This is a genomic window from Candidatus Hydrogenedentota bacterium, from assembly GCA_012523015.1.
Classification (GTDB): Bacteria; Hydrogenedentota; Hydrogenedentia; order Hydrogenedentales; family CAITNO01; genus JAAYBJ01.
Genome location: JAAYJI010000072.1, coordinates 1 through 13884, shown reverse-complemented (window position 1 = coordinate 13884; position 13884 = coordinate 1). Strand labels below are relative to the sequence as shown.

Below are 13884 nucleotides of genomic sequence, written 5' to 3'. Positions count from 1 at the left end.
GCCCATGAGAGCATACCGATGGACAACATCCATTTGACGCCGACTTTTACAAAGAAGAATGCGAGCAGCGCCGTAATGACGGCTTCGGAAATTTGTCCGCCCGTCATCATGGCGGCAGGATAAGGCAACTCTCCTGAGACGAAAAAGGGATTCCCTAAATTGATATAAAAAGACGTGGTCATACTAATAAGCAGAGATGCCAAGGCAAAGATAAAGAAATATTTATCTTTCAACAGGCCAAAGGCTTCGACGCCAAAGAAATCGCCGAGACGCATCTTTTCTCCGGCTCCTTTGGGCGGCGTATTGGGCAGGAAAAAGCAATAAAATCCCATCAGAAAGGAGGAGCCGGAAGCAATGTATAAGGGGATGTTGGTCGTTTCAATCTTCATGTAACCCAAGAAGAGACCAACAACGATCCAGCCCAAAACACCAATGGACCGAATCAGAGGAAATTCTTTTTCCGTGTTGGTCATCTGATTAAAGCAGACTGTATTGGCAAGGGACAGGGTCGGCATATAGCACAGGGTGTAGCCCAACAATACGATGAAAAAGAGTTGCGACGTTTGAACTTGGTGAGCCAAGAAAAACATCAATATACCGCCGACAAGATGAAGCACACCCATCAAATGTTGAGCAGGGAAGAATTTGTCTGCCACCATGCCCACAAAAATAGGTGAAATAATCGATGCAATCGCCATGGTCAGAAAGATGTTACCCACCTGACCCCCGGTAAATTTGAGATTAAACAAAAGATAGGACGCTAAGGTTACACACCAAGCGCCCCAAATGAAGAATTCAAGGAACATCATTAAGGACAATTTAAATTTTGTTGTGAAGTTCATGGAAAAAATACTCCCTTCCATTGGAAAAAAATGTATAGTTACAGAACACAAGACCAGTATAAAGTGTACGGTTATTAGGGATGCTGTTTCAAGAAGGACGGATCTTTAAATTGATCTTCAAAAAAGCTTCTATTTCGAAAATTGCAGTCGATCAAGCAAAGCGTACGGGCGCCACCTCAAAACGCTCCATCAGAAGACGGCGCGCCTCCCCTGCTCCATAGATAGAACCCACAATTAAGAGAGGTTTCTCTTGAGAAGCCAAACGCAATCCTTCATCCAAAGCCTCGCTCATCGACGAACAAGGACGGGTGGAGAGATCGCCCAAGCAACCGCTTAGATCAGCTAGGGGCAGGGAGCGTCCGCCGCCATAAGCCGTGATGATCAGGGGGTCTGCCCATTGAGAAAGGATCTTAGCCATTGCCGATGCCTCTTTATCGGCTGAAACAGAAAAGATCATGACACATTTTTTGCCCAACGCATCCATAGCCGCGCGGCATCCTGCCACATTATGGGCGGCGTCCATAATGATGGGAGGATTATCATAGACCTGCTCCAGCCGCCCCGGCCAACGGACTATCCGTAATCCTTCCCTTATGGCTGCTTCACAAATCTGTGGAAATTGTTCCTGCATTTGCAAAGCAAGTTCAACAGCAATGGCGGCGTTATGGGGTTGATGCCGTCCCGCCAGACCGAGAGACAGATTCTGAAATGATGTCTCTCCACTTCTATAGTCGAGGGTCGGGTTCCAAGGTGAGCCTCCCGCACAAACATGATATTCCTTATCCAACAAACGCAGCGGAGCGCCCACTACCTGTCCTTGCTTTTCGATAGCTTTTAGTGCTGAAGGGTCTGTTACCCCTATAACAGCCGGCACATTCGCTTTAAGAATGCCCGCTTTTTCATAAGCAATCGCCGCCAGGCTATCCCCCAAGAATTGCATATGATCAAAATCAATATTCGTGATGGCAGAGGCGAGGGGCGAGACAATGTTCGTGGAATCAAAACGGCCGCCCATGCCCACCTCAATGAGCGACACGTCCACGTCCTGTTGGTCAAACCAACGGAAAGCAATAGCGGTATTCATTTCAAAAAAAGTTGGCACCTGCCCAATGGTCGCAGCGACCTCCTTGAACCACGCCACATTTTCACAAAGCGCTTCTTCATTCATAGGCACGCCGTTGATCAGAAAACGTTCTGTTACATCCAGCAAATGAGGACTGGTAAACCGCCCCACACGATATCCTGCACACTGCAATATGGAGGATAAAAAGGCCAAGACGCTGCCTTTGCCATTGGTACCAGCCACATGGATCACCGGGCGCGCCTTATGAGGCTGACCGCTGGCGTCCATCAAGGCGTTAATATTCTGCAGTCCCAGCTTAATACCGTGCAAAATAAGCGATTCCAGATAGGCTCGCGGATCGGTTTTTTTTGTGTCCACAATGAGGACCATAGTCGTTTCCCTTGTATTGATTACACAGCGGATTGTTTTTGATTAGATACGAGACAGGTGAGAAGCCGAACCAGAAAATCTTTCATATCATGGCGCGCAACAATAGCATCAACAAAGCCGTTTTTCAACTGATATTCGGCAGTCTGAAAGCCTTCGGGTACTTTGATTTTAAGTGACCCTTCAATTAGCCGTTTACCTGCAAAGCCCACATATGCGCCCGGTTCTGCAACAATAAAATCGCCGAGTGACGCAAAACTTGCCCATACGCCGCCGGTCGTGGGATCGGTGACCACAGCGATATAAGGCAGTCGTGCTTCGCGCAATTGCCGCACGGCATTGGCTGTTTTCGCCATCTGCATTAGCGCGAATCCGCCTTCTTGCATGCGGGCTCCGCCACTGGCTGTGAACACAATCATAGGACATTGCCGGGTAATAGCATCATCGACAAGTCGGCAAAACTTTTCGCCTACAGCGCCGCCCATGCTACCCATCATAAAGGAAGCATCCATAATGCCCAATGCCGCTTCAAACCCGCCCACTTGTGCCATGCCTGTTAAGAGTGCTTCATTGAGTCCTGATTGCTCCCGTGCCCTTGCAGCACGGTTGAGATAGGATTCCTCACCTACAGTGAAGCCGAGAGGATCGGCAGTAATAATTTCCCCATGCCTTTCCTGAAAGGATCCGGCGTCTGTGATGAGTTCTACCCGTTGCCGCGCGCCAATCCGTGCATGCCGATTACACGATGGGCAAACGCCAACGTTTTCTTCAAATTCTGCGCGATACACCAATTGCTGACAGCCATTACATTTGATCCACAACCCTTCGGGCATGTCAGTTTTGGTTTTCCCGCACAGGCGCTTCCGTTTCCGCGAGAAAAGCCCCATGATCTCTTATTTCCCTTCTACGATTTCGACCACATCCGGTTCAGGAATATTGGAAGGTTCATACAAGAGACGGCCGCAATGCTGACAGGCGTGTATTTTGCTATCTGCAAGAATTTCATTGACAATCTGAGGGCGCACCGCCATAAAGCAGCCGCCGCAAGACTCATCAAGGAGGGGCACCACCGCAGGCTTACGTACCTTGCGGATACGCTCATAACGGGACAGCAGTTCACCGCTCACTTTTGCCGCCATGGGCGGACGCGATTGTTCGAGGACTTTTCGTTCCTCGATGTACTCGTGCAGCTCGGTATCGATGGTTTCACATTCTTTTTCGATCTTATCCAGCTCTTTCTGGATCCGTTCACGATCTGCCTGCAGCGAAGCGTCGGCGTCGTCGAATTCAAGCATAAGCGCGATAATCCGTTCTTCCCTCACGCCAATTTGTTTTTTAAACAATTCTATTTCATGGAGAACCGCTTTATATTCTTCATTCTTTTTAACGCCTGCAAGATGCCCCTCGTATTTTTCAATTTGAGCTTGACGCTGTTCGATTTCGCGGCCAATCTCGCGCTGTTGCAATTGAATCGTTACGCAGCGCTCCTCACTGATTTTCAGTTCTTCAGCCAAGCGTTTTTTCTGGATGTCGAAGCGGTCTTTTTGACGAGGCAATTCCTGTTCACGCGCTTTATGTTCAGCTATATTGGTATCCAATTTTTGTAATTGTAGTAAATTCTGCAAATTAGTCAAACTCCGAAGGGTTGTGAATAAATAAAAAAACCGCAGCCTGAAAAGGCTGCGGAAGAGGCAAAAGCAAATGCCCGGCAAAAAGATACAGGTACCGGACAAAGGCACGGTCTGTTCACGGATACTTTAACGCGGTACGTGCCCCCCAGACAGGAGCTGCACACGGGAAAATATGTACCTGAATCATTCACCATGAATCTCTCTCAAGGAAGCGCATGGCCACTGCCGGTAAGGACAGCGCTGATGCTGCCAACTTTCAACTGTAGTTACTAACACGAGGTCACTACGCCTTCGACGCTGTCGAAGACCACCTCACAAGTGTCCAGTATATCAAATGAACCGAGGCCTCGGCAACGCCTCCAAGCTTCGTGCATTACGCTATATCTTTGTGATAATCCTGCAATGACCGAACGGTAGAAGCGCCCGAAAGCTTATCTGCAATACCACGAGCCGCAGCAAAAGCCGCGGAAGCAGTAGTAATATACGGAATTTTATAGCGGATCGCCGCTTTGCGAATATAGGCATCATCATGTTTGCTGTGCCGTCCGCCCGGCGTATTAATTACCAGTTGGATGCCGCCATTTTTCAACACGTCCACCAAATGGGGCCGGCCTTCACTCATTTTTAAAACCCGCTCACAAGGAATATTATTTCCCAGCAAAAACTCACGGGTCCCTTGTGTCGCTAAGATCGTGAACCCTTCTTTGGCGAGAAGCCGGGCCGGTTCCACAATCGCGGCCTTATCATCATCATCGACCGTGATCAGAACTGTGCCTTCTGTGGGCAGCGGCATCTGCGTCGCCTCTTGCGCCTTATAAAAGGCCATACCGAAGCTGGACGCCATACCGAGCACTTCACCCGTAGAGCGCATTTCCGGGCCCAACACAGGATCAACTTCCGGGAACATGTTGAAAGGGAACACCGCTTCTTTTACCCCGTAATGGGTGATTGGCTTGTCACTCAATTGCAGATCAGCAAGGGTGGCACCCATCATCAAGCGCGTGGCAAGTGCCGCCATGGGAATGTTACAGACTTTAGAAACCAAGGGTACTGTCCGCGATGCACGCGGATTCGCCTCAAGGATATACACACTATCGCCGGAGATGGCATATTGAATGTTCATTAATCCGATCACCCCCAGCTCTACAGCAATGCGCCGCGTATATTCTCGGATGATATCCGCGTGTTTAGGCGTAATACTGATGGGAGGAATTACACAGGCTGAGTCGCCGGAATGGATGCCCGCTAATTCAATATGTTCCATAATGGCAGGTACAAAGGCGTCTGTGCCGTCTGAAATGGCGTCTGCCTCCACTTCAATGGCATTTTCCAAAAACTTGTCGATAAGTATGGGTCGTTCCGGAGTTATTTCTACGGCCGCCGCAACATAGCGGCGCAGTGCGTCTTCTTCGTAAACAACTTCCATGCCTCTGCCGCCCAGTACATAGGAAGGACGCACCATAAGGGGATAGCCTACTTCTCCCGCAATGGCAAGGGCTTGTTCAAGGGTGCTAGCCATGCCCGAAGGCGGCTGCGGAATACCTAATTTTTCGATGATGTGGCGGAATCGATCGCGGTCTTCTGCCAGATCAATCGTATCCACAGTAGTTCCTAAAATGGGCACACCGGCACGTTCTAGTTCCCCGGCAATATTCAAAGGCGTCTGACCGCCAAACTGAACGATAGCGCCAATAGGCTTTTCTTTCTCGTAAATGCTCAGCACATCTTCCACCGTAAGGGGCTCAAAATAGAGACGGTCGGACGTGTCATAGTCGGTGGATACGGTTTCCGGATTGCAGTTGACCATGATCGCTTGATAGCCTTGATCACGCAAAGAAAAAGCAGCGTGGACACAGCAATAATCAAATTCAATGCCCTGACCGATACGGTTGGGCCCGCCGCCTAAGACCAACACTTTTTGACCGTCTTCCACCGCCGTTTTATCTTCGCTATTATAAGTCGAATAATAATACGCGGCATCCTCGACACCGCTGACAGGAACAGCGTCCCACGCCTCTGCCATGCCAAGCCCTAATCGCGCGTCACGAATGGTCTCTTCCCCTATATCGAGGAGCAGGGACAAATATTTGTCTCCGAATCCGTCTTTTTTTGCGCGGATCAACAGATCATCCGGGGGCAGCTTTCCTTTATGAAGGCGCAGCTCTTCTTCCAGCCCTACCAACTCCAGCATTTGTTCAATGAAGTAGGTGTTGATCTGTGTGATGGACACGAGCTCTGCGACAGTCGCCCCTTTCCGCAGTGCTTCATAAATCTGGAATTGACGCTCACTCGTGGGTGTGGCGATAAGCTTCAACAATTCTTCTTTGCTCAACGCGTTAAAATTCTTGGCAAAACCTAAGCCGTGCCGCCCATTTTCCAAGGAACGAATGGCTTTCAAAAAAGCCTCTTTGAAGGTCTTTCCAATACTCATCACTTCACCCACAGCGCGCATCTGCGTACCGAGCCGATCCTCGATGCCTTTGAATTTTTCAAAAGCCCAACGACAGAATTTCACGACCACATAATCGCCGGAAGGCGTATATTTATCTAAAGTGCCATCGCGCCAATAGGGAATTTCGTCTAAGGTAAGCCCGGCCGCGAGCAGCGTGGATACCAAAGCAATGGGGAAACCTGTCGCTTTTGATGCTAAGGCGCTGGAGCGGGAAGTGCGTGGATTAATTTCTATAACAACCACACGATCCGAGACGGGATCATGGGCAAACTGCACATTGGTACCGCCTATAACGTCAATGACTTCGACAATAGCATGGGCGTAGCGCTCCAACCGCTGCTGCAATTCCAAGGGAACGGTAAGCATGGGCGCAGTGCAAAAGGAGTCGCCTGTATGCACGCCGAGCGGATCGACATTTTCGATGAAACAGACCGTAATAATTTGATTCTTCGCGTCGCGGACGACTTCAAGCTCCAGTTCTTCCCAGCCCAGCAGCGATTCCTCTACAAGGACTTGTCCCACCATACTGGCGGCGATACCGCGTGCCGCAACGGTACGTAGTTCCTCTTGGTTAAAGACCATCCCGCCCCCGGTGCCGCCCAAGGTATAGGCCGGCCGAAGCACAACAGGATACCCCAGCTTGGTCGCGAGCGCTTCTGCCTCGTCCACGGTATACGCTAGTTCGCTGCGCGGAATCTCAATGCCGATACGGTTCATGGTCTCTTTGAAAGATTTTCGATCTTCACCCCGCTCAATGGCATCCAGCTTCACCCCAATAACCTTCACGTTGAACTCATCCAAGACGCCTGCTTTCGCAAGCTGCGAGGAGAGGTTCAAACCGCTTTGTCCGCCAAGATTCGGCAGCAAGGCATCAGGCCGTTCTTTGTCAATAATTTTACGCAAGGTCTCCACATTCAACGGTTCTACATAGGTGGAATCCGCCATGACAGGATCGGTCATGATCGTTGCCGGGTTAGAATTCACAAGAACCGTTTCATAGCCCAGACTGCGCAGCGCTTTACACGCCTGCGTACCGGAATAATCAAACTCACAGGCTTGACCGATAATAATAGGGCCTGAACCGATAATCATAATTTTTTGAATGTCGTCACGACGTGGCATAAAGAGCGTCCTTCCGAATGAGCCAAATGGGGAGTATTGGCAAAACACAGCTGTAGCAGGCAAGTATAGACAGCATTCGCCCGGCACTGAGCATATTAAACGTTAATTCCCCCCTCTATTGCAAGCTTCCTTCCAAAATCCACCTGTGGAGGAACCGAATAATACGCTTTATGAGAGTCTGAAATCAGCTGTCTGACCGATCTAAACCGGATCTCAACGATACAGTCAGTTCCTTTAAAAAGTTTGTTCGTTCAACCAAATGTTCTACATCATAAAGAACTTTTTTTTCTGCCTCAAACCCAAACGTGGTGGTTTTCAAAGTTTTTTCCAAGGCTGCTAAGCCTCGGTTAAACGTCGATTTCGCGCACAAACGTGTTCCCCATTTTACCACAAATATTTCCCAACTCATGAAAAACGTCAAAAAGATGATGCCAAGTAAGATCCAGCCGGAAGAGGGCACTTCCCCTGAGAAGAAACTACGCCCGAAAAATATAACCATATAAATAAAAAAGGCAAGGGGCGGAAGATTAAACAAAAAACGTAAGGGTTTTTTTTCAAACAATATCGTCCATCCCCCTTGTTTTTTTCCCAGTACGGCTTGAAAACTTTCTTGTTCAAGCTGGGCGATAGAAGTCTCAAAGTTTCGCGTATCCGTCAGCTCAGGAAGATCAAAACCATGATGAGCAAAGGAGGTCCGTATCTCTTGGCGTAACATCTGATACTCCTCAGTCAGATGATCAATGGGAGCGCTTTTTTTCTGCAACACCTCAATTTCTCTGGAAACACGCGCCGAGTCCGAAGCCGAGGATTCCGGATGCAATAAACGTCTCAAAGGATTCAACCGAGATAACATGCGCGCACTGTATGAATGAATACCCCATCGGGCATATAAGGACTGCGCGATCTTTGGAATCCTGTACGGTGCAAGGGCTTCAAAATAATTTGAAACGAATGTCACAAGCTTCTGACTTTCGTTGTCAATGCGATCTGATAATTCAACCAACATACCTGTTTCATGGTGGACACTGTTATAAAGATTCTCCACGGTACCGATGAACAATCCCGCCACATTAGCATGTTTAACGCGAGCGATCCACTCCAAATTCATTTCTTCTTGTAAAAATTTTTCCAGCTCTACAAATTGAAAGATATTTCCCTTAACAGACGGAGATTGTTTCCGTTTTAATGCATTCAGCGCATTGATGCGGAAGTAGTGCTCAATAACGAATCCCTCTTCTTCTAATTGTTGGAGCCAATGCTCTTTTATTGCCGGATCTTCCCGTTCGACGCGAGTTTCTACGCACACAATACCGCGTCGCGCACGAAAGGGATACAAAAGAGACCAAGAAGCTTTATCCAGATATTTTTCATTGTCGGCACAAAAGAAAATAAAATCACAATGTTCAAGCACCTGTGCCACAATGCTGCGGTGCGCTTCAATGACCGTATCCGTGTCCGGCGTGTCAATAAGTACTACTCGTTCCAGAGAAGAGCGTGACACGGAGCGTATCTCACCCAGTTTCGAGAGGAATTCAGGCATTTTCGATGAATAATAAACCGTGGGTATGGATGTGCAGGGACGCATTTCTGAAGTCTCGGCAATTTCTTCTCCTGCGATGGCATTGAGCAAAGTGGATTTGCCCACACCCGAACCGCCAACAAGTGCAACAATGACCGTATCCGCGGCATCTTCTTCTTTTTCTCGTATTTCTGTCAAACATTGCCGCAACGCTTTTTGTTTCTCACGAAAAAATGGCCAAGGTCCGTCATAAGCCGTCAATTCTTCAAAACACGCTATGATTTGGGGAAGATACTTTGACACAGATTCCAGTCCTTTTTCAGTTGTTCCAAAAGATCCGCCTCAAATATTTGGGAAAGATTTTCCACTGGCTTGAGTACCGGGTTCGTTATTTTTTCAAAAAGACAGACGGACAACCGTTCGCGCTCCCCCTGCTTCCAGTCATCAAACAGGTCAAGCCATTGATCGGCGTAACGCCGGCAAAAGCGAAGGATCAGTTTATCACCGACCGAAATCGCTCCCACAAATAATATTAGTGCAGGAATAAATCCCCAGCTCAAAAAAGTGAAACATCCGAATAACAGAGGAATGGTGAGCGTCAAATTCAGATCAAACATTCGCAGATATACGCGCTGCCACCGATGCTTGATCCACCATTGTCGCAAGAGCAGATCCATGCCCTGCCGTATTATGTCTGCATAGGATTGGTTCCGCCCTGAAAGCGCGTTTACGATGGCATCAACAGAATTGCTTTGATCCACCTTGAGCAATTCACGGTCTATAAGACTTCCAATCAATTTCCCCTCATGTCTGGCAAATTCTCTCATTTTATTTTGAAGCACGCGGGCCGTTTCACGAAGGCTATGATTTTGTGAGATGGTCGCTGCCGCCGCTGCATCGCCTTGCCTTTTACCTACTTGAATGGCCTCGTCCGGGAACAAATAATAGCGGAGGAGCCGTCCCACAAGAATCCCTATTCTTGCTATTCCGAAGCGAATGCCACGCATGAATGGAATGCGATGAGCGAGCAATTCTTGATACAAATAGTCTCCTGTTTTTTGGACAAGAACAGGCTTATACCCATCACTCAACTCCCCCGTTAATTGATGAAAATATTTCGATATTTCTTTTAGTTGTTCATAAAAAGATTGAATCCTGGATAAAAACCCTTTGCCTTCTGTATAAACAAAACCCAGTGTGTCTTGATAGACCTGCGCTTTAACTTGCCAAACATCCAAAGCCAAAAGATAATCCCAAAGACCTCCTTCCGAATCTACGCTGCGAATTTCTCGCACGCTTTTTGAATCTACATCATAATCTAAAGGTACAACAAAACAACGACAATCAGATAATCCGATGTCTTCCATAAATTCAGATAACTGCAACCGCGCTGTCTTATAATTATTTTCCGGATTGGCTTTGTTCATTACCGGCACAATGAGGCGCCCCGATTCCCGTGCCTGACGGAAAAAGTTCACCGTTTGTACATCCCGATATTTTGTGGGAGTAAGTACAGCGACAACCACATCACCGGCCGCGCGTATTTGCTCCGCTCTGGATTTATTCTCGCTCTCAATAGAATCCGTATCCGGCGTATCAAGCAAGGCCATGTGTTCGGGTATTTTTTCGGAGGAAGTTATCCAAAGCGTATTTTCGGGCATATCTTTGCGCAAAGGATCTTCAGGTGAAACCAAAGGATGTGCTTCGAATCCCGGCAGTGTGTTTCCCGTTTTCCCTTCCTCATATCGCTTTGTTCCGGTTACTAATACGGGAGACGACGTGGCAGCCGCTGTGCTGCGCACCATACTTTTAATCCCACCACTCAATAAGTTAAAGAGGGTTGATTTTCCCGTATTCGTCCCGCCTGCCAGTGTCACTACAAGACAACTATCTTCGGAGAATTCCGGCAATATCTTCTGCGATAAAAGACGCCGCCATTCTTGACTGTTTTGAAACAGCGTTTTTTGGATCGCAGAATTGGCTGACAATCGTTGCTCCAACTGCGTGACTTGTTTCGAAAAGTCAACTAGGGCCGTTAAGAATTGTTCTTCTCGGAGTTCTCTCACTGCCCCATAGGCATTCTTTTCTTTAGGGTTCGTCAGGTTCATTAGAGCGCCCATATTCAGCTCGGGTTATGATAAATTAGCAAGAAGTCAGCACGCTTTTTTTTCTGCCCCACGGAGCCAAAGCTGTTCTCATCAACCAACAGCGCACTTACACAAGCTCCCGTGTCAGGCCTTTGCCCTTTGCGAAGTATATTGTTCAATAAGAGTGGATACATCCTTAGATCCGAGTTGCAGGTAATCAAAAGACTCTTTACACAAGGTCAAAGCGTCTCGGTTTAATGAACCGTCAACAGTGGCGAGCTGGGTAGCGATAAACAGCAACTCTGCCAGATCGCGAAAAGAGCCCGCCTTACCCGGATCAGGATAACATCCCACTGCGGTAGCTATGCTCTCAGGAATGTTCCAACGGCGGCACAAAATAGCGCCTGCCTCATTATGGCACAATTTGAAGAGCTGTTCTTCTACTGCCAAGCGTGCCGGCCCGATAAGAGCCGGGTCAATATGCTTCGTCTCCTCTTCGGCAACGGCGGCAAGGGCATACACACCGATACCATGCAGCAAGCCTGCACAATAGGCCTCATTGGGTACAACACGCCCGCTGCCCCCGGCAAAGAGCGCAGCAACTTTAGCGACATATTGAGAAAAATGATTCCAAGGATTCCACAAGGATTCATCGGCCGTTGTATATTTCGGAAGCGCCATGGTCACAATGGAGATGGCCTCATCCACCAATAGGGCGACCGCCATGGGAATACTATTCACTTGTCCCGGAATACCATAGGCTTGGCTGTTGGCATTGCTCAATAATCTTGCCGTGAAAGGCGGTGTCTTTTGTGCAGCAGCGATAATTTGGCGCAGCCCAACGGCATCGGTACCCACAGACGCATCCACAAGATTCATGATCTTTGTTGGGACAGGCAGGGTGTCTAAGGCTTGGATTGCTTCGCGAAAATCAACGACTTTAGCCGCTGTAGCCGCTTTCTCTTGCGTCGGTGTTTCCGATTGTTTTTTCGGTGGAATCATAGTGCGCGTGATCGGTTGCGCTGTGAGCCCTCCCGGCTCTTTTGACTTATGCCGAAAATGTTTGTTCAGCGATATTTGGAATTCGCTGGCTTTACATAACATAGGGCGCAAGCGTAAACCGGAGTATTCTTCGACGGCTCTGATAGCCACCGTGTCCAGCGGACAAACCATGGCAACCGTCATGGACCGACCCAGCTTATCGATAGGCAAGACCCATTGGCTTGTGATGAGCTCGATGGGAATCAGGTCGGTAAGATGGCGATCAATCGTGAAGTGAGCAAGACTAATCATTGCCGTACCCGATTCCTTGGCAAGAAAAGCGTGCAATTGATCTTCTGTAATTATCTGCAGCCGTATAAGGGTTTCGAATATTTTTTCTTTACTCGGAACAAATTCTGCAAGAGCCTCCGCCGCCTGCTCTTCATTAATAAGTCCTTGACTCAAAAACAAATTGAGCAGCGGATCATTTTCACCTTGATGGGCTTGTGTCGACGGATCACCATCAGCGTGGCGTGATTTAGTGGGATGCCGATCTACAAGGGCACCACACCGTACACATTTAAATACTTGACTCTGCGATCCCGCGGGAATACGCATTTTTTGACCACAGGAACACTGAATAATGTCAGGATGGACGTCAGACAAAATGCCACTCCTTGAAAATATGTTGGCAATCTCAACGATTACTGCATTCCACAGCCCTGTAGAAACATCGCTGTGACTGGTCTCTAAAAATGATGACCCCAATAGTAATCCGAAGATTCCACCGTTCATTCGTATTACATCACAAAGTACTATAAGGTAAATCAAGCCTTTACATCAAGAAAAATATAACCTGATGATTTAGGGGATACCATCTGCTGCAGGGCAATTCTGTTTCCTCAGATAAGCGCTTTTCGACGAAACGGAAAGATGCACGCTGTTTTCAGGTGAAGAGGACAAGACAGAAGCAGAAATTACCGATGAGCACGATCATAAGGGTATGATGACAGGGCGTCATTTTTTATTCTATTCCATGATAACATGTTAAATCAGTACATAGGAATATAAGTCGCTTATGTCAACTCCTTTCCCCTTATTAAAAATGAAAGCGGCTGTGATTATTGCCGCCGTGCTGTCGCTCTGCTTCCCTATTACCGGCTTTGCGCTGACCATTGAGTGCGCCGCTGCACGGCTGACATTTGACGAAAGCCGGGGCAGTCTTGAGTCCTTAACAACGCTCAAGAGCGGTCATGAATACCTTGATGCGGACACCGACCGTAACCTATGGCTCGCTGTGCTGCCGCAGGAACTGGGCGGCGGCACCATAGCTCCTTCCGATGCCGGCGCCTTCCGTTGGTATCACGCCGATACAAAAGACAGCGGGCTCACGCTCGTTTGGGAAGACTTCAACCTACCGGCGATGCCCGAGTTTGCCGTCACGGTGACAATGGGCGAGCATGTGTCCATGCCGGCGCTCAGCTGGAAGATCCAGTTTTCAGGGTTGGAGCGACATAGTCCTGCAGTAGTCTATTTTCCGAGGTTGCCCCAAATTGCACGCCAAGAAAAGGAAATACTCGCGGTTCCTTTTTGGATGGGTGAGATGACGGATCGTGCCCGGTCGCTGCTGTCACCGGAAGCGGGCCGCGGTATACGACGTGAATTTCAATATCCCGGTCTCCTGTCGCTGCAATGCATGGCCTTTTATCAACAGGACGGTCCCGGTCTCTTTCTCGCTGCTGATGACGTGCAAGGGCTGCGCAAGGGTTTTGTCGTTTTTGGCGACGGCAAGGAAGGCAT

The 13884-nt window shown here is 48.5% G+C and carries 9 protein-coding genes; 1 reads left to right on the top strand and 8 read right to left on the bottom strand.

Annotated elements, in window-relative coordinates; genetic code table 11:
* The 8 genes from GX117_02990 to GX117_02955 all read right to left on the bottom strand — a co-directional run.
* A partial coding sequence (locus GX117_02990) for a nucleoside permease (protein NLO32311.1) occupies positions 1-842 on the bottom strand: 842 nt, incomplete at its 3' end.
* 151 nt (positions 843-993) lie between these two features.
* Complete coding sequence (locus tag GX117_02985; GenBank protein ID NLO32310.1) at positions 994-2295, bottom strand: bifunctional folylpolyglutamate synthase/dihydrofolate synthase; 1302 nt, start codon at positions 2293-2295, stop codon at positions 994-996.
* A gap of 20 nt (positions 2296-2315) precedes the next feature.
* Positions 2316-3179, bottom strand: a complete 864-nt coding sequence (locus GX117_02980) for an acetyl-CoA carboxylase carboxyltransferase subunit beta (GenBank protein ID NLO32309.1) — start codon at positions 3177-3179, stop codon at positions 2316-2318.
* Positions 3180-3185: 6 nt separating this feature from the next.
* Entirely contained in the window at positions 3186-3917 is a 732-nt protein-coding gene (locus GX117_02975) for a hypothetical protein (protein NLO32308.1), read from the bottom strand.
* A 379-nt stretch (positions 3918-4296) separates the two neighbouring features.
* On the bottom strand, positions 4297-7497 hold the full coding sequence (gene carB, locus GX117_02970) for a carbamoyl-phosphate synthase large subunit (GenBank protein NLO32307.1): 3201 nt from the start codon (positions 7495-7497) through the stop codon (positions 4297-4299).
* A gap of 184 nt (positions 7498-7681) precedes the next feature.
* Positions 7682-9319: a hypothetical protein gene (locus GX117_02965; GenBank protein NLO32306.1), complete on the bottom strand. Its 1638-nt coding sequence runs from the start codon at positions 9317-9319 to the stop codon at positions 7682-7684.
* A complete protein-coding gene (locus tag GX117_02960; protein NLO32305.1) occupies positions 9292-11124 on the bottom strand; it encodes a hypothetical protein in 1833 nt (610 codons plus the stop codon). The genes GX117_02965 and GX117_02960 overlap by 28 nt, the downstream gene beginning before the upstream one ends.
* Before the next feature lie 123 nt (positions 11125-11247).
* Positions 11248-12750: an HDOD domain-containing protein gene (locus GX117_02955; GenBank protein NLO32304.1), complete on the bottom strand. Its 1503-nt coding sequence runs from the start codon at positions 12748-12750 to the stop codon at positions 11248-11250.
* A gap of 412 nt (positions 12751-13162) precedes the next feature.
* Between GX117_02955 and GX117_02950 the strand changes: the two genes are divergently transcribed.
* On the top strand, positions 13163-13884 hold a 722-nt coding region (locus GX117_02950; protein NLO32303.1), incomplete at its 3' end, for a hypothetical protein.